Origin of the sequence: Enterococcus sp. DIV0187 (genome assembly GCF_051713785.1) — a bacterium.
GTDB classification, from domain to species: domain Bacteria; phylum Bacillota; class Bacilli; order Lactobacillales; family Enterococcaceae; genus Enterococcus_A; species Enterococcus_A avium.
In genome coordinates this window covers 4,076,109-4,101,434 of sequence record NZ_JBIOQO010000001.1, presented here as the reverse complement: position 1 = coordinate 4,101,434, position 25,326 = coordinate 4,076,109, and the positions used below count along the sequence as shown (strand labels likewise).

At 39.6% G+C, this 25,326-nt stretch carries 26 protein-coding genes, 1 tRNA gene and 1 other annotated feature; of the genes, 6 read left to right on the top strand and 21 right to left on the bottom strand.

Annotated features, from left to right (window positions below; genetic code table 11):
• Window positions 1-63 precede the first annotated feature (63 nt).
• The 12 genes from IGI52_RS19910 to IGI52_RS19855 form a co-directional block, all read right to left on the bottom strand.
• Window positions 64-834 (bottom strand): DeoR/GlpR family DNA-binding transcription regulator, encoded by a 771-nt coding sequence (locus tag IGI52_RS19910; RefSeq protein WP_102872497.1) that lies wholly within the window; start codon window positions 832-834, stop codon window positions 64-66.
• Between the two features lie 95 nt (window positions 835-929).
• Window positions 930-1,790, bottom strand: coding sequence for a ketose-bisphosphate aldolase (locus IGI52_RS19905; protein ID WP_271819191.1), 861 nt, complete (start codon window positions 1,788-1,790; stop codon window positions 930-932).
• Window positions 1,790-3,187, bottom strand: a complete 1,398-nt coding sequence (locus IGI52_RS19900) for a PTS fructose transporter subunit IIC (protein WP_142447352.1) — start codon at window positions 3,185-3,187, stop codon at window positions 1,790-1,792. The genes IGI52_RS19905 and IGI52_RS19900 overlap by 1 nt, the downstream gene beginning before the upstream one ends.
• The gene (locus IGI52_RS19895; protein ID WP_438782189.1) at window positions 3,184-3,642 is read right to left on the bottom strand and encodes a PTS sugar transporter subunit IIA; all 459 of its coding nucleotides are present in this window, start codon (window positions 3,640-3,642) and stop codon (window positions 3,184-3,186) included. Before IGI52_RS19895 ends, IGI52_RS19900 begins: the two co-directional genes overlap by 4 nt.
• A 227-nt stretch (window positions 3,643-3,869) precedes the next feature.
• Entirely contained in the window at window positions 3,870-4,712 is an 843-nt protein-coding gene (locus tag IGI52_RS19890; RefSeq protein ID WP_311871978.1) for a MetQ/NlpA family ABC transporter substrate-binding protein, read from the bottom strand.
• A gap of 55 nt (window positions 4,713-4,767) precedes the next feature.
• Window positions 4,768-5,454, bottom strand: coding sequence for a methionine ABC transporter permease (locus tag IGI52_RS19885; RefSeq protein ID WP_311895131.1), 687 nt, complete (start codon window positions 5,452-5,454; stop codon window positions 4,768-4,770).
• A complete protein-coding gene (locus IGI52_RS19880) occupies window positions 5,447-6,481 on the bottom strand; it encodes a methionine ABC transporter ATP-binding protein (protein WP_438782188.1) in 1,035 nt (344 codons plus the stop codon). The genes IGI52_RS19885 and IGI52_RS19880 overlap by 8 nt, the downstream gene beginning before the upstream one ends.
• A 423-nt stretch (window positions 6,482-6,904) precedes the next feature.
• Window positions 6,905-7,157, bottom strand: a binding site (T-box leader).
• A gap of 62 nt (window positions 7,158-7,219) precedes the next feature.
• Window positions 7,220-7,552 carry a glycine cleavage system protein H gene (locus tag IGI52_RS19875; RefSeq protein WP_016180478.1) on the bottom strand — a complete coding sequence of 111 codons (333 nt, stop codon included), beginning with the start codon at window positions 7,550-7,552 and terminating at the stop codon, window positions 7,220-7,222.
• 4 nt (window positions 7,553-7,556) lie between these two features.
• The gene (locus IGI52_RS19870) at window positions 7,557-7,910 is read right to left on the bottom strand and encodes an arsenate reductase family protein (protein ID WP_016180477.1); all 354 of its coding nucleotides are present in this window, start codon (window positions 7,908-7,910) and stop codon (window positions 7,557-7,559) included.
• Window positions 7,903-9,099, bottom strand: coding sequence for an FtsW/RodA/SpoVE family cell cycle protein (locus IGI52_RS19865; protein WP_070558304.1), 1,197 nt, complete (start codon window positions 9,097-9,099; stop codon window positions 7,903-7,905). The genes IGI52_RS19870 and IGI52_RS19865 overlap by 8 nt, the downstream gene beginning before the upstream one ends.
• Window positions 9,100-9,188: 89 nt before the next feature.
• Window positions 9,189-9,809 (bottom strand): DUF1361 domain-containing protein, encoded by a 621-nt coding sequence (locus IGI52_RS19860; RefSeq protein WP_154059640.1) that lies wholly within the window; start codon window positions 9,807-9,809, stop codon window positions 9,189-9,191.
• Between the two features lie 159 nt (window positions 9,810-9,968).
• Window positions 9,969-10,041, bottom strand: a tRNA-Thr gene (locus IGI52_RS19855).
• A gap of 134 nt (window positions 10,042-10,175) precedes the next feature.
• Here IGI52_RS19855 and IGI52_RS19850 point away from each other — a divergent pair.
• Window positions 10,176-10,412, top strand: a complete 237-nt coding sequence (locus IGI52_RS19850) for a hypothetical protein (RefSeq protein WP_154059440.1) — start codon at window positions 10,176-10,178, stop codon at window positions 10,410-10,412.
• Between the two features lie 111 nt (window positions 10,413-10,523).
• Here the strand turns inward: IGI52_RS19850 and upp are convergent, their stop codons facing one another.
• From upp to IGI52_RS19820, 6 genes are all read right to left on the bottom strand, one after another.
• Window positions 10,524-11,153 (bottom strand): uracil phosphoribosyltransferase, encoded by a 630-nt coding sequence (gene upp / locus IGI52_RS19845; RefSeq protein ID WP_016180473.1) that lies wholly within the window; start codon window positions 11,151-11,153, stop codon window positions 10,524-10,526.
• Between the two features lie 159 nt (window positions 11,154-11,312).
• Window positions 11,313-12,554, bottom strand: a complete 1,242-nt coding sequence (gene glyA / locus IGI52_RS19840; protein WP_016180472.1) for a serine hydroxymethyltransferase — start codon at window positions 12,552-12,554, stop codon at window positions 11,313-11,315.
• Between the two features lie 68 nt (window positions 12,555-12,622).
• Window positions 12,623-13,636 (bottom strand): L-threonylcarbamoyladenylate synthase, encoded by a 1,014-nt coding sequence (locus IGI52_RS19835; protein WP_016180471.1) that lies wholly within the window; start codon window positions 13,634-13,636, stop codon window positions 12,623-12,625.
• A gap of 179 nt (window positions 13,637-13,815) precedes the next feature.
• Window positions 13,816-14,646, bottom strand: coding sequence for a peptide chain release factor N(5)-glutamine methyltransferase (gene prmC, locus IGI52_RS19830; RefSeq protein ID WP_016180470.1), 831 nt, complete (start codon window positions 14,644-14,646; stop codon window positions 13,816-13,818).
• On the bottom strand, window positions 14,639-15,712 hold the full coding sequence (gene prfA / locus IGI52_RS19825) for a peptide chain release factor 1 (protein ID WP_016180469.1): 1,074 nt from the start codon (window positions 15,710-15,712) through the stop codon (window positions 14,639-14,641). The genes prmC and prfA overlap by 8 nt, the downstream gene beginning before the upstream one ends.
• 63 nt (window positions 15,713-15,775) lie before the next feature.
• On the bottom strand, window positions 15,776-16,360 hold the full coding sequence (locus IGI52_RS19820) for a thymidine kinase (RefSeq protein ID WP_016180468.1): 585 nt from the start codon (window positions 16,358-16,360) through the stop codon (window positions 15,776-15,778).
• Window positions 16,361-16,569: 209 nt separating this feature from the next.
• Here IGI52_RS19820 and IGI52_RS19815 point away from each other — a divergent pair, with 209 nt between their 5' ends.
• Window positions 16,570-18,105, top strand: a complete 1,536-nt coding sequence (locus tag IGI52_RS19815; RefSeq protein ID WP_016180467.1) for a YfcC family protein — start codon at window positions 16,570-16,572, stop codon at window positions 18,103-18,105.
• Between the two features lie 16 nt (window positions 18,106-18,121).
• Here the strand turns inward: IGI52_RS19815 and IGI52_RS19810 are convergent, their stop codons facing one another.
• Complete coding sequence (locus IGI52_RS19810) at window positions 18,122-18,580, bottom strand: MerR family transcriptional regulator (RefSeq protein ID WP_016180466.1); 459 nt, start codon at window positions 18,578-18,580, stop codon at window positions 18,122-18,124.
• An 82-nt stretch (window positions 18,581-18,662) separates the two neighbouring features.
• On the opposite strand from IGI52_RS19810, the gene IGI52_RS19805 reads away from it, so the two are divergent.
• From IGI52_RS19805 to IGI52_RS19790, 4 genes are all read left to right on the top strand, one after another.
• Window positions 18,663-19,394 (top strand): SDR family oxidoreductase, encoded by a 732-nt coding sequence (locus IGI52_RS19805; RefSeq protein ID WP_016180465.1) that lies wholly within the window; start codon window positions 18,663-18,665, stop codon window positions 19,392-19,394.
• 117 nt (window positions 19,395-19,511) lie between these two features.
• Window positions 19,512-20,909, top strand: a complete 1,398-nt coding sequence (locus IGI52_RS19800; RefSeq protein WP_016180464.1) for a TrkH family potassium uptake protein — start codon at window positions 19,512-19,514, stop codon at window positions 20,907-20,909.
• A gap of 119 nt (window positions 20,910-21,028) precedes the next feature.
• Window positions 21,029-22,381, top strand: a complete 1,353-nt coding sequence (locus IGI52_RS19795; RefSeq protein ID WP_016180463.1) for a Mur ligase family protein — start codon at window positions 21,029-21,031, stop codon at window positions 22,379-22,381.
• A complete protein-coding gene (locus tag IGI52_RS19790) occupies window positions 22,374-23,060 on the top strand; it encodes a type 1 glutamine amidotransferase (protein ID WP_438782187.1) in 687 nt (228 codons plus the stop codon). The genes IGI52_RS19795 and IGI52_RS19790 overlap by 8 nt, the downstream gene beginning before the upstream one ends.
• 65 nt (window positions 23,061-23,125) lie before the next feature.
• On the opposite strand, the gene manA is transcribed toward IGI52_RS19790, so the two are convergent.
• Window positions 23,126-24,076 (bottom strand): mannose-6-phosphate isomerase, class I, encoded by a 951-nt coding sequence (gene manA, locus IGI52_RS19785; RefSeq protein ID WP_161169063.1) that lies wholly within the window; start codon window positions 24,074-24,076, stop codon window positions 23,126-23,128.
• A 90-nt stretch (window positions 24,077-24,166) separates the two neighbouring features.
• Window positions 24,167-25,198 (bottom strand): serine hydrolase domain-containing protein, encoded by a 1,032-nt coding sequence (locus IGI52_RS19780; protein ID WP_438782186.1) that lies wholly within the window; start codon window positions 25,196-25,198, stop codon window positions 24,167-24,169.
• Between the last annotated feature and the right edge of the window lie 128 nt (window positions 25,199-25,326).

The window sequence follows — 25,326 nt, the reverse complement described above, 5'->3', positions numbered from 1 at the left end:
ATTCCTTTTTCATAAAAATAAAAAGACACCGAAGAGTTATTTCCTTCAGCGCCTTTAAGACAATTAATACAAGCATTTAATATGATGATGATTCAGCTTCTCCATTTTCTCTGCTAATACAGGTTTTTCGGTGATTAAATAATCGATTTCATGGCAAGCAATCGCCTGATACATATATTTATGATCCAGCTTATCTTCTGTCGCTAACACGACTACATGGTTGGCTTGTCGGCGGAAGGCTTTTTTGATTAATGCTTCTCCTTCATGTGTCTCCGTCACTCCATGATCAAAATCTAGTCCTCGGCAACCAATAAAAGCCATATCCGCATTATAGGTTAGAATGTCATTGTACGCTTTAGAACCATTGATCGTAGCTCGTTTGGGTACGATTGACCCTCCTAGAACGGATACATGAGCTGTCGTAAATTCACTTAGCATCGCCGCAGTTAGTACACCATTAGTAATGACCTGCAACCCATCAAACTTGCTTAAATTTTTGATCAAATGCAAACTCGTCGTGCTGGAATCTACAAAAATCACCATATCATCCTTCACTAATGTTGCTGCAACGTCGGCAATATATTGTTTGTTATCCTCTTCGTTTAGACGTGTTACCTTCATTAAGTATGGAACATCAATTTTCTTGTTGTCTATAATCATCGCGCCGCCACGTGTTCGCCTGATTAATCCACTCTCTTCCAATAAAACAAGATCTCTTTTGACCGTCGCCTCGCTGTAATTAACCAAATCAATCAAATCCGCCACTGTTGCAAATTGATTCACCTTTAAGTGATTGACGATCTGTTGCTGCCGATCTTCTATCGCACTTAGCATCTTTCTCCCCCTCTACTTCTTCTCTCTAATTATACCTGCTCCAAAGGAAAAGAAGACAGCCCTTCCACAAAAAATGGAAGTTCTGCCTTTTTTGATTAGTATAATTCAGCTTTTCCGATCGTATTCAAAACACCTAACTTATGTCTGACTACTTCTTTGACCTTTTCATTGGCTTCTGGGAAAACGTCTCCCGGTTCAAACATCGCAGGATTCTTCGTTAAAATCTCTCTCAAAGCATCAAAGAAGACACTCTTTAAATCAGAACTCAAATTGACTTTCGCCACGCCATATTTCACTGCTTCACTTACTTCGGCATCAGGATTACCCGAACCGCCATGCAAAACAAACGGAATATCAATGCGTTTATTCAATTCTTTAAGTAACTCGATATTTAATTTTGGCGTCATATCTTTAGGATAAAGTCCATGTGCCGTTCCAATGGCCACAGCCAATGTATCAATGCCTGTTTCTCTGACAAATTCTTCGGCTTGATCAGGATCTGTATAGATAATGTTCGCCGAACCACCTTCTGCTGATCCATTATTGCCGATAGTTCCTAATTCTGCTTCGACCGATACATTTACATCATGTGCTAGCTTCACAACTTCCTTTGTTAATTGCAGATTCGCTTCAAATGCTTGTGTCGAAGCATCGATCATTACCGAGGTATATCCATTGCGAATTGCCCGCATCACATCTTTGACCGACCCTCCGTGATCCATATGGATGACAACTGGAACGTTACTATTATGCGCATACTCTTTCGCTGCTGCCACAAACTCATTATTTAAATAGGCGATTTCATCTGGATGGATTTCTAGAATCACCGGGGCATTCTGAGCTTCCACTTCCTCCATAATGGCCTTCATCATATCGTAGCTGCAAATATTAAATGCTGGTACAGCAAACTTGTTCTCTTTCGCGACTTTCAATAAATCCTTCATTGTATATAACATTACATTTCCACCTCATTCATCATTTTTGTTTCTTCAACAGTCACTGGCTTTTTCAATAGTCCAACAGCTACAGCTGTCACTAAAGTACCGGCAACGATTGCTAATAGATACATTGGTAAATTATTCATTACATTCGGAATCAGCATCACCCAAATGCCGCCATGAGGCGCCATCGAAGTCACACCAGCAGCCATCGAAATTCCCGCGGCCGTAGCTGAGCCTAACATCAGACTAGGAATTACCCGAATTGGATCTGCTACCGCAAATGGAATCGCTCCTTCAGTAATATAAGAAGCCCCTAAAATCCAGCACGATTGCCCCGAAGTGCGTTCTTCTTTCGTAAACTTGTTTTTAAATAGAATTGTAGCTAACGCTAAGCCTAAAGGAGGTGTCATTCCTGCAGCCATACAAGCAGCAATTGGAGCATTCACCCCCGCAGACATCAAGCCAATCGAAAAGGTCGAAATGGATTTATTAATGGGTCCACCCATATCCGCTGCCATCATGACGCCAATCAACAAGCCAAACATCAGGCCAGACGTATTTCCCAGTCCATTCAGCCAGCTGGTCAATGCGTCTAAAACCCAGGCAATCGGCTTATCAATTAGGAAAACCATCGCCAGACCAATCACTAAAATAGAAACTAAGGGAACGACGATCAATTGATAAATAGCGGCAAATTGCTTCTTAACGTTAATTTTATTTGCTAAAAGATCCGTCATATACCCAGCTAATAAACCGCCGATCATCCCGCCTAAGAAACCTGATCCACCATTTGCCGCCAGTAATCCAGCCACGATTCCCGGTGCGAATCCAGCTTTTCCGGCAATTGAACTGGCAATCCCTGCTCCTAAAGCAGGAACCATCATCGCAAAGGCTGTTCCTCCGCCAATCGTAGATAAAGCACCAGCAAGAACATTGTAATCGTCAGATTTTGGATCAGACGCCGTTATTCCAAAGGCAAAGCTCAACGCGATAATGATCCCACCCGCAATGACGAATGGCAGCATGTAATTGACACCATTCATAAAATGGTTATAAATCCCGCTTTTTTGTTCCTGCGAATTCTTTTTCTTATCCAAAGAAATTTTAGTGGTTCCAATATTTTCTAGCGCTTCTTCGATAACCTTCTCTGGCTCCTTGATTGCTCGAGCAGTAGATACACGCTTAATGTTTCTCCCGGCAAAGCGACTCGTATCAACGTCCTTATCCACCGCCAAAATAATGGCATCCGCTTCCTCAATATCCGATGAGGTTAAAACATTTTCTGTTTTTGCCCCTTGTGTTTCAAACTTCGCTTCATATCCTAGACTTCTTGCGGTAACCTCCAGCTTTTCGGCAGACATGTACGTATGAGCGATTCCAGTGGGGCAAGCAGTGATTCCAATAATTTTCATGATGATTCCTCCTTACTCATGATCTCTAACACTTCCGTCGCATTAGTAGCTTCCTTTAACTGACTTCTAAATGCTTCATTCATCAATTTTCGTGATAAATTGCTCAATATTTCCAAATGCATATCCGATGTCTTTTGAGGGACAAAAATGGCAAAAAACCATTCAATCTCTTTATCATCCAGTCCAACATAACCAGAAATTTTCCCTGTATGCACAAAGCAAATCGTAGGTGCTAAAACCGCTTTGCTTTTCGTATGCGGAATACCGAACCCATCCTCTATTCCTGTAGATGTTTCTGACTCTCTACGATACAAATCTTTCATAACCTTTTTGGCTTTTGTCACTCGCTCCTTTTTTTCTAGCAAGCGACTTAATGTTTCAAACAGCTCATCTTTTGAACGGATTGATTCATCAAAAAGAATCAAATCGTTCATCATCAAATCAATTAACTTCACGATAAAAACCTACTTTCATAACTAGGATAGCGCTTTCCTGTTTATGTTGATAACTATAGCATCGCTATCTAAAGCGTTCAATATTTTGACTGATTTTCGGTTTAAAAGTCTTTTGACGACAAAATAGCTCAAAGATTATGACCTGTTTAGATCATAATCTTTGAGCTATTTAGAAAGTGACTAAATAAAAAACCTCAATACACTTGTATTGAGGTCAAAAAGTCTACTTATTTATCAACTGGTTTTACAGAACCGTCCCATTTTTCTAAGATCCAATCTTGAACATCTTTTTCATGTAGGACTTTGTTCAGTTTTTCAATCCGAGGATCGTCTTTATCTTCTGTACGAACGGCTAAAATGTTGGCATATGGTGAAGTATCTTTTTCAAGCAAGACAGCATCTTTCACTGGATTTAAACCAGCACCATAAGCGAAGTTGGCATTGATCGCTACTAGATCGCCTTCATCATTGCTGTAAGTTGTAGCCAACAAAGCAGGGTCAATTGAGTGATCGAATTTTAAATTCTTAGGATTTTCAGCAATATCATCAAATGTTGCTGTTTCTAAATCTACACCGTCTTTAACCTTGACTAAATCCGCATCTTGCAAGATTGTGATGATGCGTCCCCAGTCTGATTCAGAACTTGAAGTGATAACTGTTGCGCCTTCTTTTAAATCTTTGATGTCTTTGATTTTCTTAGAGTACAAGCCCATTGGTTCGATATGAACAGCACCTGCATCCGTGAATTTGTAGTCATTCTCTTTCACTGCCTTTTCAAAGAAAGGTTTGTGCTGGAAATAGTTTGCATCGATATCTTTGTCTGCCAGCGCTTTGTTTGGCAACACATAGTCATCAAATTTTTTGATTTCCAAAGTCACGCCTTCTTCTTCAAGCAATGGCTTTACGTGCTCCAAGATTTCCGCATGCGGAGTTGGTGATGCACCGACGACTAATGTGTCGCTCTTTTCTTTACTGCTGCTGTCTGATGAGCCTGAACTGCTATTTCCGCATGCTGCCAAGCCAACTGTTAATAATGCTACTGCTGCAAAACCTAAAATTTTCTTTTTCATTGATGGTTCCCCCTATTTTTTTGGATTTATTTTTAAGAATAATTGCTATTCTGTGTTAACGTTTGTCTGTTCGTTTTGTCAAGAAATCGCCAAGTCCTTGAACGATAAATACGATAATCAAAATGATTACTGTCGCTACCAATGTGACTGTGTAATTCCCACGTTGATAGCCTTCTTGCCAGGCCAATGCTCCAAGTCCACCTGCACCAATTGCACCCGCCATCGCTGTGAAACCAATCATTGAAACCGAGGTAACTGTTAACCCTGAAATCAATGCTGGCAAGCTTTCTGGAATCAAAACCTTATAGATTGTTTGGAAGTAACTAGCCCCCATCGAATCTGCCGCCTCTAGCACACCGGAGTCAACTTCACGAAAAGCAATTTCAACCAGTCGTGCATAAAATGGAGCCGCTGATAAAACCAATGCCGGAATCGCTGCTTTCGCGCCTAGCATTGTTCCTACCAATGCTTTGGTAAATGGAATGATCAAAACCATTAGAATCATAAAGGGCGTTGATCGGAAAATGTTACTGAGAATTGAAACTAGTCCATATAAGAAACTGCGAGCAGCGGAGCGTTTCCGACCTAATGAGTAAAGCATCAATCCCAGCAATAATCCTAAGACAAACACGATCAACATAGAAACGATCGTCATAAACAAGGTATCATTGATGGCTTCCTTTAGCGTATCCCACGATACCTGTTGAAAGTTTAAATATGTCTCTGAAAAACTCTTATCCACGGTGCAGCACCTCCACTTCCACTTGTTGATTTTCAATAAAGGCGATCGCTTCTTCAACCTTATCCGCATCGCCAGTCAATTGAACCGTCAATGTGCCGAAGGAATTTCCCGTTGCTCGTTCGATATTGCCATAAACGATGCTGATATTCACTGGAAAATTACGAATTACTTGTGATACAACCGGTTCATTGGCATTGTCCTCTAAAAAGTGCAATGTCGCTAATGTTCCATGGGGATTTTCATTAATAAATTCCTTCAGTAACTCAGATGGATCAGCTTTGGGTTCAAGATCCTGCTGTACAAAAATCTTAGTCACTTCCTGTTGTGGATGACGGAATACTTCGCGAACAGAACCTTCTTCTACAATTTTACCTAACTCCATCACAGCGACCTTGTTACAAATTTTGCGGATCACATTCATCTCATGGGTTATCAACACAATCGTCAACCCTAATTTCTTATTAATATTGGCTAGTAATTCTAAAACTTCTTCCGTTGTCTGCGGGTCCAGCGCACTGGTCGCTTCATCACAGAGTAGGATATCTGGGTCATTCGCTAACGCTCGTGCGATCCCGACCCGTTGTTTTTGTCCGCCTGATAGTTGAGATGGATAAGCGTCTCCTCTGCCATCAAGTCCGACTAGACTTAGCAGTTCTTCTGCTTTTTTGCGACGTTGGTCTTTTGCTACGCCTGCCAATTCTAAGGGTAATTGAATATTCTCAATGACTGTTCGTGACCATAATAGATTGAAATGCTGGAAGATCATCCCAACTTTTTTTCGAAACGTTCTTAATGCTGCTCCTTGCAGCTTGGCAACATCTTCACCATTGACTAATACTTGTCCATCAGTAGGTGTTTCTAATCCATTTAATAAACGAACCAATGTGCTCTTGCCAGCTCCTGAATAACCAACGATGCCATAAACATCCTTTTCTTCAATTGCTAAATTAATTCCATTGACTGCGTGGATTGGTCCAGTCTTGCCGGCAAAACTTTTCCCCACTTGATTTAACTCAATCAATGCCATATTTCTTACACCCTTTCTAATTAACGAATAGTTTATTGTCTTGCGTATGCGATTATATTTTGATTGAGCTTGTAGTAGCTAGCTCAGGTTGAATGACTCATTTTTTCAAAGACTGAAAAAATGTTTTATTTTCGTACGCATATCTTTCTGCTAAACTGCTTGCACGTAATGTCGTTCATAAAAAATTTTTTAACGTCTTACTGAACAAACTGCAAAAAGCAGAACAGACAGCTATCTCGGAAGAATAGTAATCATTTTTCGAAAAACACGAAAAATGAATCTGATTCTCGCCTCGCATACGATTCCACTAAAACGCTCGACACTTTCGACAGCTTAAATCGTTATCAAGCTGATACGAATAATAGATACTGCGAAAAGTGTAACTCGCAAAAAAAGCTTCCGCCCTCAAATGTACGAATGTACACTTAGGACGAAAGCTTTGACTTCCGTGTTACCACCTAAAATTCGTTCTGACCTTGCGATCACAACCTCTGCCAGTACTTGCTTCACGCGTATACTGAGGTACTGTAACGGGCACTCCCGTGATAGACTTAGCACCCGCTTCGTCCATCCTGCTCAAAGACCATTTTCCATCTCATTGCCATAACTCCTTTTCAGCATACCGGAGCTCTCTTTGTACTTTAATCAGATGTACTTTTCTTTTCATCGCTTTCTCATGTGTATGAAAGGATTATATCAGGCTGATTTTCTCCTGTCAAACATCAAATGAAAATTTCTTTATAGGTTTTCAAACTCGTCAACATCGACTTCTCGTAAAGACAAGATCCATGCATCCAATTCTTCTTTCACATTCAACGCAGCAGGATCAGCAACCACCTTTTCGCTAACAGATGAAACCACACCCGTCAACGGGCTTTTGAATTCTTGGACCGCTTTTTCTGCTTCGATTTCCAGTAATGGTTCACCAGCCTTAACTGATTGTCCAACTTTTGGCAATGAGATGAAGGTCACTTCACCAAGTGTATCCGCCATTTCAGCAGTTAAACCCATGCAATAGTCTTTATCATTGTGTAAGATCCACAGACCTTCATTTTTTTTCAAGTAACTCATTTAATTAGAACTTCCTTTCGTATGTTGTTTCCTTAAATCCATTCGTTAAAAATTGATCATCTTTGATCAGTAATGGGCGCTTCACTAGCATCCCGTCACTTGCTAATAATTCGCTGGCTTCTTCTACCGATAAATCTGCCATTTTGTCCTTCAAACCTAATTCACGATATTTCATGCCGCTAGTATTAAAAAATCTGCGAACTGGCAACCCACTAGCTGTTATCCACTTTTCAAAAGTATCAGCTGAAGGCGTGTCTTGAACCAAATCGATTGTTTCAAACTGTACATCCGCCTGTTCTAACCATGCTTTGGCTTTACGACAAGTTGAACATTTGGGATACCAATAAAATTTAAGCACTGCGTGTCCTCCTAATAGGTTGTTTGTCTGCGCTTTGATAACGCATTGATAGAATCAAACCGATTCCGATCATATTTCCCAGAATCGATGATCCACCTTGACTAATAAACGGCAACGGAATTCCCGTTAATGGTAACAAACCGATATTTGCACCGATATTTTCAAAAACATGGAACAGCATCATCATAACAATTCCTGATGCAATATAAGCATAGAACTCATTATTCATGTCAAAGCATAACCGAATCATACGATAAATCAAAATAAAATAAATCAAAATTACAAAAGCACCGCCGATGAAGCCAAAGTTCTCACCAATGACTGTAAAAATCATATCCGATTCCCGAACTGGCACGTAGACATTACTAACATTGTAGCCAGTCCCAAACATCCCACCAGAACCGATTGCCATCAATGCATGAGCAAGCTGAAAGCTAATTCCTTTTGGATCATGGAAAGGCTCAAGCCAAGAATCAATCCGAGCAAACTGATAATTCTTGAACCCGATGTGTGATAAAATTTCTCGACCCGTATCTGTCGTGACAAAAAATATCAAAGTGCCACCCACAATAATTGCTAAGATAATCGTGGGAACTAAGATTAACCATGAAATTCCCGACATCAAAAACATTCCTGCAAATATGGCCAAAAAGACAAGCATTGTACCAAAGTCCTTTTGCGCCAAAACTAAAACTAAAACCGGAATAGTTACTAAAAACATTTTACCAATCAACATAGTATCAGTCTTAAGACTTCGAAGCTTATTCGCCACATTATGTTTAGTGATAATCATCGCCATCATTAAAATATAAGCAATCTTCATTAGTTCCGAAGGCTGGAAAGTCAGTGTCCCAAACTTGAACCAGTTTTTCGAACCTGTAGAGGCAAATAAAGCCGTATCGTAATATTTCAACAATGCCAACATGACTGCTAAACCAATCACATACAGAAAAGGAGTTAAACGCCATAGAAGTTTTGCATCAAAATGAATGATAATTACTACAGCTAATGCACCAACCACGTACCAAACAGCTTGCATGGCTAAACCACGAAAAACATTCGGATTTCTCGGATCCTGAGTCAGTGCCACATATAAAGCAAGGAGCCCAATCAAACACAATATAAAAACAGGTAAAATAACGCCATAATCAATTCGGCTGTCATTATTATTCTTTCTTAATCTATCCATTGTTCATCTCTTTTCCCACAGTATACTTGCCTTATTATAGACGCTTATTTGTCTAATGAAAAGTCAGCATCGCTGACTTTGCAAAATCTTTATTCTTCTTGAAAAACATGTGGTAAAAAATAGATCAATCCCCAAATCCCTAATTGCAAAATACTAAACATCAGGACAAACTGAAATTTCCCAACACTCCAATTACCAATAAGTAATTTCAATACAGTCATAGGATGAATGAACAGCTCGATCGAATGAACGCGGTCAAAGCGTCCAATATAAACCGCTATACTAGAAAGAACTGACAATAATACAATGCCACTGATTTTCTGTATCATCTGTAATTTAACAGCCGAGATTATTTTAAATACTTGCACCATACCCACAAACACCATCAAAAGAATTGGCAGCAACAATAAAAGATAGGACCACCAAGCATTGCTGTCATCTAGAAAATGTCCCCCAGGCTGATAAATCCTCAAACTAGTCAAATGAAACAAATCAGTCATTAGATACGGAATATTTGGAAAAAATAATAACCATAACGAAATGAAAAACCAGCGCCATTTACTTTCTAATTTCAAAAATAATTCCGCAAAAACGATTGGTAACCATGCCAGAAAGACATTCAAAGCCATAAAGGAAAAAGTTCCTTGCGTAAAGTACATAAATAAAATATACACCCATACACTCAAATGGAATCCGTAAACTTTTTTCATAATTCTCCCTCAAAAGATTTCTCCAAAACAATTTTTTTGAACACATCAAAATAGCTGGTACATAAAATCAGCTATGACCATCACCAATAGAAACTGCCGATAAAGAAAACACCACCGAATTCTTAGCCGAAGCTTTGAGACGATGGTGTTTTTTAATGATGCCAGCTGCAGGATTCGAACCTGTGACCTACGCGTTACGAGTGCGTTGCTCTACCAACTGAGCTAAGCTGGCGATTCGTACAAAAGAAATTATAAGAAACTTCAACGAAAAAGTAAAGTAAGATTCTTCCCAAAAAGCGATTACATGAAAAAAACTTGAAAATGTGCTAAAATAAGGTATGTGAAAAAAGGGGGCGTTCAAAAAATATGGCTACATTTGGCAAAATAGAGACGCACGTTGATCCTTCTGAATTCGGGAAAAAATTTCCCGTCAAGACACACGTCATGTTCACCATTCGCGGCAAATCCCAAACTGGGGTCATCGCTAAACAATTGAAAAACGCAGCCGTCGTTGAAATCGATGAGAAGCAAGACAACGAAGAATTAATCAGTCATTCCAATGGCGTTGTCGTTATCAATTATAAACAAATGGAAAAGATTTAAAGGATTCATAAAGCTACACATCTAAAGCAAAGAAGGCACGCCGAGTATTGTGGCGTACTTTCTTTTTTTCAAAAAAACGTGATCGAAATGAAATCGACCACGTTTGTTCTTTTATTTTGTTCCGAATAAACGGTCGCCAGCATCTCCTAAACCAGGAACGATATAACCTTGTTCGTTCAATTGGTCATCTAAAGCAGCTGTATAGATATCAACGTCTGGATGAGCATCTTGTAATGCCTTTACACCTTCTGGCGCTGCAACTAGACAAACAAATTTCATGTTTGATGCGCCACGTTTTTTTAATGAATCAATGGCCATAATCGCTGAACCACCAGTTGCTAACATCGGATCAACGATGAACAATTGACGGCTGTCGATATCTTCAGGCATTTTGAAGAAATATTCATGCGGCTCCAATGTTTCTTCATCACGGAACATACCGATATGTCCAACTTTGGCTGCCGGAATCAATTCTAAAATACCATCCACCATACCAATACCCGCACGTAAGATTGGTACGATCGCAACTTTCTTACCTGATAACGTTTTTTGTGTAGATAATGTGATCGGTGTTTCGATCTCGATATCTTCCAATGGCATATCTCGTGAAACTTCATACGCCATCAACATTGCGATTTCATTAACTACTTCACGAAAAACTTTCGTTCCACAGTTTTTATCACGAATAATCGTTAATTTGTGTTGGATCAGTGGATGATCAATTACTTGAAACTTACCCATAATAAATTGCTCCTTACTCATTTTGAAGTGTTCATTTTTCATAGAGAAAAACGAGAGAAATTTTCATCGGGGTCCCTTCTCTAAAGATAATATAGAAAAAAGACATCCTTTATTCTGCATTTCTCCTAATTATAAGACAACTAGTGTCAGAAAACTAGTCTAATGTGATTGAATTGGATGAGATTCTGTTAATTCTAATACTGCCTGGCGAATCTCTAATAATTTCTCTTCATCTCCATTAGAACGTAAGGTTTCAATTATTAATTCTGCTACTTGTTTTGCGTCCTCTTCTAGAAAACCGCGGCTAGTAATGGCTGGAGTTCCGATTCGGACACCACTAGTCTCTTTAAAGCTTTTTGATTCAAAAGGAATGGAGTTTTTATTAACGGTAATATGCACACTATCCAACAATTCTTCTGCTTCACGTCCAGTTAGCTCAAAACCTGTCACTTCAATCAGAAGCAAATGATTATCCGTAGCGCCAGATACCACACGAGTTTCAGGTGCTTGATTAAATACCTTAACCATTGCCTGTGCATTTTTTAGAACTTGTTCACTATACTCTTTAAAATCAGGAGCCAATGCTTCCTTAAAGGCCACAGCCTTAGCTGCGATTACGTGTTCTAAAGGCCCACCCTGCAATCCAGGGAAAACAGCACTGTTAATCTTCTTAGCTATATCCGCATCATTTGTCAGAATTAAACCGCCACGTGGTCCACGCAAGGTTTTGTGTGTTGTTGAAGTTACAACATCTGCATATGGGACAGGGTTAGGATGTAAACCAGTTGCTACTAATCCTGCGATATGAGCCATATCCACCATCAATTTTGCGTCTACCTCATCTGCAATTTCACGGAAACGGGCAAAATCAATCGTCCGGCTATAAGCGCTCGCTCCTGCGACAATCAGTTTAGGCTGATGTTTCCGTGCCAAAATACGAACGACTTCATAGTCGATCGTCTCTGTATGAGGGTCCACGCCATAGCTAACAAAGTTATACAGCTTTCCGCTGACATTCACCGGTGAGCCATGAGTTAAGTGACCTCCTGCTGACAAATCCATTCCTAAAACAGTATCGCCAGGCTGGATCAAAGAAAAATACGCCGCTTGATTGGCTTGTGAACCAGAATGTGCTTGCACATTCGCATATTTTGCATCAAATAATTCTTTCGCACGTTCAATTGCTAAATTTTCTACGACATCAACAAACTCACAACCACCATAATAACGTCGGCCAGGATACCCTTCTGCATACTTGTTTGTCAAGACGCTACCTTGTGCCATTCTTACAGCTTCTGAAACGATGTTTTCTGAAGCGATCAGTTCGATATTCTGCTCTTGACGCTCCGCCTCATTTTCAATTGCTCCCCATAGTTCGGGATCTAGTGTTTTATAATCCATCCCAACGCCACCTTTCAATTTTCTGATTTAAGTATACGAAAGATTCAGCAGATAATCGAATCTTTTGTTTACTTTTCTCCAAAATATTTTTGTGCTGCTGCTTTCTTCAACCGATTCATATAGGCTAGGCCTAAATGATCCTCTGGAAAGACTTCGGCAAAGATTATATCCGCTTGATTGGCTTCATCCAATGCCCTCAATCCGCTGAATAATCCGCGAGTGGCCGCCTCAATTGAGTCGTCTTCAAAAACAAAGCGATCTGCTGAAGGATAGCTATCAGCAATTTTAGGCGTCGCTAGTAAACCGACTTTTTTCCCGTTTGTATCAGCCCAAGCGATGGCTTTTCCCCAATCGCCCGGTTTAATCATTAAAACCGACACATCAGGCGAATAATGCTTATATTTCATTCCGGGCGCTTTCGGTGTTTCACTCTCTTTGACTAGATGTTTGTCTAAAGGAACTTCAATACCCAAAACTTCTTCCAGTTTTTCTTTTGTCACTGCACCTGGACGCAAAATTGTCGGCACTTCTCCACTTAAATCCAACACCGTCGATTCTACCCCGATTTGTGTTGCCCCATCATCTAAAATCCCAGCAATTTTCCCTTTTAAATCATGAAAAACATGCATTGCTGTTGTTGGACTTGGCTTACCTGACGTATTCGCACTTGGACCTACTAAAGGTGCACCAGTTTTTTCAATTAAAGATAATGTTTTTTTATTATCGGGCATTCGAAAAGCCGCTGTGGATAAACCACCGGTCACGACCGTACTCAAACTCCCAGCTTTAATCGAAAAAATCAATGTTAGAGGACCGGGCCAAAAATTTTTAACAATTTTTTCAGTCAATGGATGATAACTTTCCACAAATTCTTTAGTCATCGAAAAATCTGAAACATGAACGATCAGCGGGTTGTCGCTGGGACGTCCTTTGACCGTAAATACTCGCTTCACTGATTCCGGCAAAAGTGCATTAGCACCTAGTCCGTAGACTGTTTCAGTAGGAAAAGCCACCAACTCTCCTTGACGCAATAGTGCTGCCGCTTGATTTATTTGATCTGTTCGATAAATTTTTGTTTCCACAGCTTCTCCACAGCTCCTTTATTCTAACTTTCCTCATTTATAAACTTTCTTTTCTGACTTATCCCCGTATTGTGGATAACGCGGTTGTCAAGTGTGTATAACCATGTTGATAACTTTTTTTCTTTTTTAGCATTGTCGCATCAATGTTCTTTTATTATTTTCTACACTAAAAATAATTTTTAGCTAATGACAACCATCCGATCATTTCCTGATAAATCTTGATGGACCCGTACATTTTTTTCAGGAAAGGCTTTTTGAAAAATTTCTTGAACCGCTCGCCCCTGTTGGAAGCCAATCTCTAAGAAAATCATACCAGCTGGCTGCAAAAGATCTCGGCTTTCTGCAGCGATTTTTTGGTAGATAGCTAACCCGTCGTTTTCCGCAAAAAGTGCTAACTTAGGTTCATAGGTTCGAACACTCTCGTCCATCAGAGCCCATTCACTTTGGCTGATATACGGAGGATTACTGATGATAATATCTTGTTTTTCATTCATTGAAGATAGTACATCACTTCGTTTGAAATTAATTTTTGCATGTAGGTTTTCTGCGTTTTCCTCTGCGACATGTAACGCCTCTTGTGAAATATCAAGAGCAGTTACCTGCCAATCTGGTCGCGCTAATTTCAAACTGATCGCAATGGCGCCCGTTCCTGTACCAATATCTACAACTTTTTTCCTCTTACTTTCAGTCATAGATAAGCATAAAGCAACTAATTCTTCTGTTTCTGGTCGCGGAATCAAGGTATCTTCGGTCACCTTCAAACGGTGTTCAAAAAAATATTCATAGCCTAACAAATATTGCGGAGGAATATTTTTCATTAAGCTCTCAATATCTTTCTCAATCATTGCTTCATCATCTGGTAAAATATCGTTTCTCATATTCATGAGCCATTGCGTCTTATCCCAATTTTTGCGAGCCAGAAAAAGATACTCGATTGCATAACCTTCTTTTCCGTTAGCTTCTAAAAAAGAAGAAGCCCCAGATAGGACTTCTACGTAAGTTTTAGCCATTTTGCATCTCTTCCAGCTTCTGCGTTTGATCATACATAATTAGAGCATCAATAATTTCATCAAGCTTGCCTGCTAGAATCTGATCTAATTTTTGTATCGTTAACCCAATTCGATGATCCGTTACACGATTTTGTGGGAAGTTATACGTACGGATACGTTCTGAACGATCGCCTGTTCCGACAGCCGATTTACGGCTTGCGTCATATTCACTTTGCGCTTCTTGCTGAATTTTATCATACACACGTGCGCGCAAGATTTTCATTGCTTTTTCGCGGTTTTTGATTTGAGAACGTTCGTCTTGCATCGCAACGACGATACCAGTAGGGATATGCGTCAAACGAACCGCAGATGCCGTTTTGTTGACGTGCTGTCCACCGGCACCAGATGCATGATAAATATCTGTCCGAATATCTTTGTCTGCAATATCAATCTCAACCTCTTCAGCCTCTGGCATAACCACGACAGTCGCAGTCGATGTATGAATACGACCTTGAGACTCCGTTGACGGTACACGTTGAACACGGTGCGCGCCACTTTCATATTTCAGCTTCGAATAGACGTTGTCCCCTGTAATCATCATGATCACTTCTTTGTATCCGCCGATACCAGTAACATTGGCCTCCATGACTTCCGTCTTCCAGCCTTGGTTTTCTGCGTATTTTTGGTACATATTGAAAAGGTCACCAGCAAATAGTGCCGCTTCATCTCCACCAGCAGCTCCGCGAATTTCCATAATAATGTTTTTATCGTCATTTGGGTCTTTTGGTAACAGAAGAATCTTGATCTCTTCTTCTAAAACTTCTTTTTCCTTCTTCAAATCTGACAGTTCTTCTTTTGCCATTTCAGCCATCTCAGCATCTAGGTTTTCACCTAATAATTCTTCAGCATCGCTGATGCCTTCGATCACTTTTTTATAACGACGATAGGTTTCTACTGTGTCACGAGTATTGGCTTCTTCTTTTGACAGTTGCATGAAGCGCTGCGTATCGCTGATGACTTCTGGGTCACTCAGTAATTCTCCAAGCTCTTCATAACGATCTTCGATTGCTTGCAATTGATCGTACATGGATAAAACTCCTCCTAATTCATATTAATGTAATTTTTTTGTCGGCTATGTCTACTAACTATTTTATTTAGCAGGATTGGTAATCTCTGGATGTAGATAATGCTTACGGCAAACGGGGTAATAGGCCTCATTGCCGCCGATTTGGACTTGATCGCCTTCATAGACTGGACGACCATCAATGTAATGTAGATTCATCGTTGCCTTTTTATGACAAAACCAGCAAATCGTTTTTAGCTCTTCCAATTTGTCTGCATACAATAGTAAGTATTTTGACCCCTCAAACATTTCATTGCGGAAATCATTTTTTAAACCAAAGGCCATAACTGGAATGTCTAAATCATCTACGACTTTCGCTAATTGAATCACGTGTTCTTTTGTTAAAAACTGCGACTCGTCGATCAATACACAGTAAGGCTTGTAGTCAAGACTTTTAATAAATTCAAAAATATTGGTCTCAGAAAAAATCGGTACAGCAGGACGGCTCAGTCCGATTCGGCTAGAGATATTTCCCACACCTTCACGTGTATCTAATCCGCTAGTCATCAATACTACTGGTTTATTTTGTTCCTCATAATTATGAGCGACTTTTAGTATTTCAATTGTTTTACCGCTGTTCATTGCACCGTATTTAAAAAAAAGCTGGGCCATTTCTTGTCACCTTTCCCTTTTGTTCCTATCGTATTATAGCGGAAAAGCCAGATTATTTACAGTAATAATTTTCATTAATACCTCATCTTAGAAGAATCAATCATTAATTTCAACAAACTCACAGGCTATCTTTTTAAGAATATAAGGGCCCAGTGCTATACTTTTCGTTGGTAATTATTTTTATTAATATAAAACTAGGAGGCATTTTCATGCAACAATCTGGTAAAAAGAAGCAGCGGAGTTTCCCTTCTGCGTACACAGTTATCATTATTGTACTGATTTTGGTTCAAGCACTAACATTCTTTATTCCTTCAGGCAAGTACAGTACGTTGAGTTATGACAGCGGGAAAGATCAATTCGCGATTACAGATGCTCAGGATAAAACGATCATGGAGCCGGCAACACAGAAAACATTGGATAAATATGATATCCACATTAAAGTCGACAAATTTCGAGATGGCACAATTTATCGTCCAGCCGCAATTCCTAATTCCTATGAAAGAATCAAAAAGCCTGAGCGTGGTGTGGTTGGAACTATCACTCAATTTTTAAAATCTCAGGTTCAAGGAATTACTGAAAGTGTCGATATTATGATCTTCATTTTGATTTTAGGCGGTGTTATTGGAATCGTTAATGCTACCGGAGCGATGGATGCTGGCATGATGCGTCTTTCCGAAAAATTAAAGGGAAAACAAAAATGGCTGATTGTCATTGTGACTACCTTGATTGCCATTGGCGGGACTACTTTTGGTTTAGCAGAGGAAACCATTGCCTTTTACCCGATCCTAATCCCGATTTTCTTATTGGCTGGCTACGACACATTAACAGCAGTCGCCACGATTTATTTGGGAACTGCGATAGGAACCATGAGCTCTACGATCAATCCTTTCTCTACGGTCATCGCCTCAAATGCGGCAGGAATCAGTTTTACTGATGGCATGCCTTTACGTATTTTGATGTGGGTGACTGCAATTAGCATCTCGATCCTTTATACGATTCGTTACGCGGAAAAGGTTCGTTTGAATCCAGCCGCATCATTAGTTGCTGATCAAGCAGAAAGTGATCGTGAACGTTTTTTAGGTGATCAAACTCGTGAGAAAAATACAGACTTTACCAATCGCCAAAAATTTTCATTGATCGTTTTTGCTTTAGGCTTTGTTGTGATGATTTATGGCGTGCAGCAACTAGGCTGGTACTTTACCGAGATTGCAGTAGTCTTCTTAGCAGTTACTTATATACTAGTCTTCGTCTCAGGGTTAGGAGAAAAGAAATTCATCAACAGCTTCGTTACTGGTGCTGCGGATCTATTAGGGGTTGCCTTGATTGTCGGGTTAGCTCGTTCGGTCGGTATCGTGATGGAAAACAGTTTTATCAGTGATACGATCATGAACTTCTTCAGCAATGCCATCAGCGGGATGAACAATGTCGTCTTCATTTGGTTTATGTTCCTAGTCTATGTCATTTTAGGTTTCTTCATTCAATCTTCCTCTGGTTTGGCGGTATTATCAATGCCAATTATGGCGCCTTTGGCTGATGTTGTTGGGATTGATCGTGCATTGATTATTGATGCCTATAACTGGGGACAAGGCTTGATCGGATTGATCGCCCCAACTGGATTGATTTTAGTTTCCTTATCAGTCGTTAATATTGGTTTTGATAAGTGGATAAAATTTGTTACAAAATTATTAATCACTATTATTATCTTGATCCTTGCTTTCTTAGCAATCGGTGTTTTAATTTCATAGCAACAAAGCCCGAATCCTATTCAGATTCGGGCTTTGTTATTTCTATATACTTTTGATGCCACTTCTTATCGACTTGCCGTGAACCTTCTTTAAAAAATATTTTTTCCGTTCCTGCTTCATTCGCAATTTGGTAATACCATTTTTTCCAACGTAAAAAATCAAGTTGAGCCTGTAATTCATGGATTTTTTTCTCTAAGACTGCCTCTTGCTCCACCATAAAAGCGTAGCGCTGCGGCAAAGTTTTATCACCTTCTACACACCAATCCATAAATTTCGCAATTTCCTTAACAGGAATTCCAGAGCGCTTCAAACAATCAATTACTTCGATATAACCAAGATCATCCTCAGTAAATACCCTGCGACCTGCTTGATTCTTTTTAACAAATGGTAATAGGCCCGCTTTGTCATAATATCTCAGAGTGTCTTGGGAGATACCATACATCTTTGAAATATCACCAATCAAAAAAGATTTCATTTTTTTCAACTTCCTTCTTGATCTGGAGTTAACTCCAAGTAGTAAAGTCAGTGTATCATAGTTTTGAAAGAAGGCAATTTATATGAAAAAATCTTTAGTTGTAATTACAGGCGCGAGTTCCGGGTTTGGTGCCGAGATCGCCAAACTTTTTAATCAAGCTGGCAATCCGTTACTGTTATTAGGACGTAGCGTAGAAAAAATCGAAGCACTACCATTGAATTTCGAAAATGTCATGATTGAAAAGGTTGACGTAACAGATTACCAAGCCTTTGACTCCAGCATCAAAAAAGCAGAAGCTGTCTTTGGCCCAGTAGATCTATTAGTAAACAATGCTGGTGTAATGCTACTTGGTAATGTCTTGAACCAAAATCCAGCAGAATGGCAAACAATGATGAACACGAATGTAATGGGGGTACTAAACGGTATGCAAATCGTATTACCTAGTATGACCGAGCGTAGGCAGGGAACAATCATCAATATGTCATCTCTTGCGGGTAAGAAAACCTTTACCAACCATGCTGCCTATGTCGCATCAAAATTTGGTGCCCACGGTCTAAGCGAAACAATTCGTGAAGAAGTTTCCGGTTCAAATGTCCGCGTTTCTTTGGTCGCACCCGGCGCTGCTGAAACAGAATTACTTACACATGTGACTGATCAAGGTGCCCTAACAGATTATCAAGCATGGAAAGAAAGCATGGGCGGCATTACACTTGATCCAGTTCATGTTGCTGAGACAGTTAAATTTATCTATGACATGCCACAGGAAGTTACGATTCGTGAAATCGACATTGCAGCGACTGCGCAAGACAACTAATCAAACACAACCTTTATCTCCTCTACTCCTACCAAAACGGTGGGAGTTTTTTTCACGGAAGCATGCTATACTATCTCTATTGTAAAAAATTCCCACTGTTGATTGAAGGAGTCTTCTATGAATTTTGATCGCCGAGTAAGTTTTCTCAAAAAAAGCTGGCAAAAGCTTAATAATCGATTTTCTTCGATTCAAATCATCGTCTTCTACTATTTAGCGATGACCATTCTTTCTTTGATCTTGTTTCATTTACCAATTTTTCGTGAACCAGGTTCACACGTACCCTTTCTTGATATGATATTTATGGCCATTTCGACCATTTCAGTGACTGGTTTAACCACCTTTGATATCAATTCAGTCTTTAATGATGCTGGTGTTTTGATGCTCGAGGTGTTATTCCATATTGGTGGTTTAGGAATCATGATGATTACTACCTTCTTTTTTATCGTGTCCAAACGTCGGATCACGTTAAAACAGCGACAACTAATCATGACCGATATGAATCAGCCGCGCCTTAGCGGAATCGTTAATTTGATCCGAATTACCTTCACTATGCTACTGGCGATCGAAGTTCTTTTCGGAACTATCTTTTCAATTTATTTCTATTTAGCAGGCTATTACCATAAAATCTCTGAAGCCGTTTTTTTCGGATTTTATCAAGCGATCTCTGCAGTGACGAACTCTGGTTTTGACGTAACTGGTGAATCGATCATCCCTTTTTCTCATGATGTTTTCTTCATCGTGACAATCATGGTCCTGATCTTTATTGGTGGAATCGGATTCCCCGTTTTAATGGATTTTCATGGCTGGATTTACCATAAAAAATCTAAATCACGGCTGCCCTTTCGCTTTAGTCTCTTTTCGAAAATCGCCCTATTGGCTTTCTTCGTACTTTTTATTGGCGGTACAGTAGCTATTTGGCTTTTAGAAAAAGACCACAACTTCGCTCACATGAATCTGTTTGATCAGTGGTTAAATTCGTCCTTCTATTCTATGACAACTCGCAATGCCGGATTGCAAATTCATGATTTGAATCTATTTCAAAATACAACCTTGATTATTTTCTCATTATTGATGTTCATTGGTTGCTCTCCAAGTTCTGTCGGCGGCGGGATACGTACAACAACGATCGCAATCATCGGTCTATATTTGTACTCATTCTTGAAAAATGAAAATGACATCAATATTTTTGGTCGGAAAATCGCCCAAGAGGATGTGCGAAAATCGGTGGTCGTCTTCATGCTTTCTGCTGGAATGTGTTTGTTTAGTATTCTCTTTTTAACTGCAACTGAAGATCATTCGCTAATCTCCATTATTGTCGAGGTTACCTCTGCTTTTGGAACGACTGGACTTTCTTTAGGAATCACTGATGACCTTTCAAATACCGGAAAAATCATGATCGCTGTTTTGATGTTTATCGGACGTGTCGGTATGCTGTATACCCTGATGCTCTTTGTTCCAAAAGAAACACAGGACTTAGGCTATGAATTTCCGGAAGAAAAGATTATTATTGGCTAGGAGCAAAACTTTGCCCTAGCTTTTTCTATGGAAAAATTAAGAATAGGAAAACCTATTTAAACTTTTTTTTTAAATATGATAAGATGAATTAAATTTGTTACAGACATGGAGGATGTGTAATGGGGTTACGAAGTCAAGTGGCTATTTCTGCCGGAAAGACTGCCCAATGGGTATTAAAAACGTTCTTTAAAGGTGGATCCAGTTATCCTGGTCAGCTTGCATTAAAGATGGATCCGAAAATTTTAGATACATTAGTAAAAGATTATAAAGTGGTTGTAGTGACGGGAACCAACGGAAAAACCTTGACTACCGCCTTGACCGTTAATATTTTGAAACAAGAATTTGATTATGTATTAACGAATCCAACAGGTGCCAACATGGTCCAGGGAATCGTATCAACTTTTTTAAACGCCAAAGGAAAAAAAGGCGGCAAAAAAATTGCAGTTCTTGAAATCGATGAGGCCAGCTTAAGCAAAGTCACAGAATACATCAAACCAGAGCTATTTCTATTTACGAATATCTTCCGCGACCAGATGGACCGTTACGGTGAAATCTATACGACCTACAAATTGATCGTGGACGGCGCAGCTAAATCACCAAGCGCCCCGATATTGTGTAACGGTGATTCACCAATCTTTAATTCGTTGGAAACAGTCAATCCAAGAAAATACTACGGTTTCGATCATTTACCTGACAAAGACCAAGATGCCCATTACAATACGGACGGCTTGCTTTGTCCGAAATGCCAGCACATCTTAAAGTACAAAATGATTACCTATGCCAATCTGGGAAAATACTATTGTCCAAACTGCGGCTTCCACCGCCCAGAATTAGATTACAAATTAACGGAGATGAAAGAAATGGATAATAAATCTTCAGAATTTGTAATTGATGGGCAAGATTACAAGATCGAAGTCGGCGGTATGTACAATGTATACAATGCCCTTGCCGCAACTGCTGTAGCAGAATACTATGGCGTTTCTAAAGACAAGATCAAACGCGGACTTGGCTATGATGAAAAAGTCTTTGGACGCCAAGAAGAATTTGTAATCGATGGTAAAAAATGCACGCTGGTTTTAGTAAAAAATCCGGTCGGCTTAAATCAAGTCATCGACATGATTGGTTTAGCTCCCTATCCATTTTCATTGGTTTCTCTATTAAATGCCAATTATGCAGATGGTATCGACATCAGCTGGATCTGGGATGGCAATCATGAAGCTTTTGCTGAGATGGACATCCCGGCAGTGATCGCAGGTGGAGATCGCCACGAAGACATGGCCCTTCGTCTGAAAGTCGCAGGGATCCCTGAAGACAAGCTGATTGAGACGGCAGATTTGACGGACGTGATTGAAAAGATCAAACTATTGCCGACGGAGCATGTGTATATCCTAGCGACCTACACAGCCGTTTTACAGCTACGCAAAGAATTAGCACAAAAAGGCTACATTGACGGAGGTATGGATCGTGGCTAAATACGAGTTGAACTTAGCGCATTTATACGGAAATTTATTGAATACCTATGGCGACAACGGCAATCTCTTAACCTTGAATTATTATGCCAAACAAATGGACATCGAGATTCATTCAGAGATCGTCAGCATCTATCAAGAATTCGATCCAGATAAATACGATTTTGTCTTTATCGGTGGCGGGCAAGATTATGAACAAGTAATCGTATCAAAAGATATTCAAGATAAAAAAGAAGACTTGATTAAGTACATCGAAAACAACGGGGTCATTCTTTCAATCTGTGGCGGCTATCAGTTACTGGGCCACTACTATATTGGTGCAAATGGAGAAAAAATCGATGGTATCGATGCATTGGATCATTATACCCTAAGCCAAGACAACCATCGTTTCATCGGGGATATCGAGATCCATAACGAAGAATTTGGTGAAACCTACTATGGCTTTGAAAATCACAATGGCCGTACTTTCTTAGGTGAAGGTGAACGACCTCTTGGTACGATCGTTAAGGGTAATGGGAATAATGGCGAAGACCAAGGTGAAGGCGTCATTTACAAAAATGTTTATGGCTCATACTTCCACGGTCCGATCTTAGCTCGTAACAAATCATTGGCTGTGCGCTTACTTCATACCGCTTTAAAAAATAAGTACGGGGAAGATGTTGATCTGCCAGAATTACCATAAAATAAAAATGCTCATCCGCGTTAGTCGGATGAGCATTTTTTGTATATGAAAAAATGAGACATTTACTATTTTGTTCCTGGAGTGGAAGCGATGATTTTCATTTCGCCTTCGACTTTCCACTCGGTTATTTGTGCTGGTAAAATGCAACTTGTACCAGGCTTCATTTCATAGCTTTGGCCATCAACGATCAAATTACCATATCCTTCTACGACTGTCACCAACGTATAATCGCCTTCTTTTTTAAGTGAAAGCTCACCAATAACATCCCATTCGTAAACATTGAAAAAATCTGTCTTCAAGTACGTGATCACAGAAGATGTTCCCTTTTTCTTTTCAGTAACTTCTAACTCGGGACTGATCGCCGGTACAGTGGTTACATCAATTGATTGTTGGATGTGCAGTTCACGTGTGTTGCCTTGATCATCTTTACGATCATAGTCATAAACGCGGTACGTTGTATCTGAACTTTGTTGTGTCTCTAAAATCATGATGCCTTTACCGATGGCATGGATCGTACCACTTGGTACATAGAAGAAATCGCCTTTTTTTACAGGTACACGACGCAATAAATCATCCCAACGTTCGTTTTCAATCATTTCTGCCAGTTCTTCACGAGATTTCGCATTATGTCCATAAACAATCTCTGAACCGGGTTTGGCATTAATGATGTACCAGCATTCTGTTTTTCCTAACTCTCCTTCATGTTTCAAACCATAGCTGTCGTCTGGATGAACTTGAACTGATAAATCGTCTTCGGCATCTAAAATCTTGGTTAATAATGGGAAAACGTCGCCCTCTGCATTACCGAACAATTCACGATGCTCATTCCAAAGGTCGCTGACCTTCCAACCCTTGTAAGGGCCATTTTCTACGATGCTAACGCCATGTGGATGTCCGCTGATTGCCCAATCTTCTCCAATTTTGTCGTTAGGGATATCAAATCCGAAAACCGTATGCAGCTGATCTCCGCCCCAAATTTTTTCTTGAAAGACTGGTTGTAAAAATAATGGTTCCATACTTCTTGCTCCTTTTTCAATTTTTTTATTTCGCTCTAAGCAAGCTGCGAAAAGATAATCATTTCAAGTTAATAAAAGCAATCGCCTGTACTATTTTTTTAATCGTTCCATACGTTCGCTCAGATAGCAGGCCAAAATTTCATCACGATGAACCACATAACTAGCACGATGATCTTCCGTGTGAACGCGATTCGACAAAAAGATGAATGCTGATTTTTTGACGACATCCAATAGCATGAATGTTCCAGTGTACCCAGTGTGGAAAAGTAATGGGGTGTGATCTAACGGGCTGAATTTTAAATCCCAGCCAATCGAACGTTCTCCTTTTCCTGTTGGTGTTTGATCATGAAGCAATTCTTGAATTGTCTTATCCTGCAAATAAATCATATCGCTAACAACCCCAAGATTCAAATACATTTTTGCAAATTTACTTAAATCTTTCATATTCGAAAACAGACCCGCATTGCCAGCATGCTCTGCTAATACTCGGGCTTTTGGATCATGAGTAAGGCCTTTTAAAATCGTTTCATCTATCAATTTTTCAGTGGGAACAACCTTATCATATGGCGGCTGCAGTAAAAAATGACTATTGGACATACTAAGAGGCTGTAGGACTTCCTGCCTAAAGACATCAATTACATCTTTTTGATATAGTTTTTCAAGCAGAAATCCCAACAAAATTGTTCCCGCATCAGTATATTTAACGACTTTCCCCAGGTCTTCTCCCGGTTGTAGACTTAAATACGCAGTCCGTAATTCTTCAGCATTTAACTGATCTCGATTTGGAATATAGGTTTGAATATCTGATGTATGAGTCAATAAATGACGCAACGTAATCGCTTCATTTTGAAATTCCGGCAATAAGCTGTGAAGAGATTGATCCCACGTAACCTTGCCTGCTTCCTTTAATTTCAACATAACAGTTGTCGTGCAGACCACTTTTGTTAAGGACGCCACATCAAAAAGGTAATCTTCCTGCATAGAAATAATTGTTGGTTCCACTTGTGCATTTCCCATAACTTGAACTTCAGTTTCCTCATTTTCAACAAAGCTAAGAACTGCTCCTGGAAAAACAGCTTTTTGCATTTTTTCTTCAATTAATTGAAACGTTTCAGGGTACATAACAACCTCCGTAAGTAGTAATTCTAAAAGAGTATAGCACAAAATGATTAATCAAGACTTCTGAACATTTTTTAAAATACGATTTGCTTAAAGGGGGAATTTAGAGGTAAAATCAAAAAAGCCGCGAT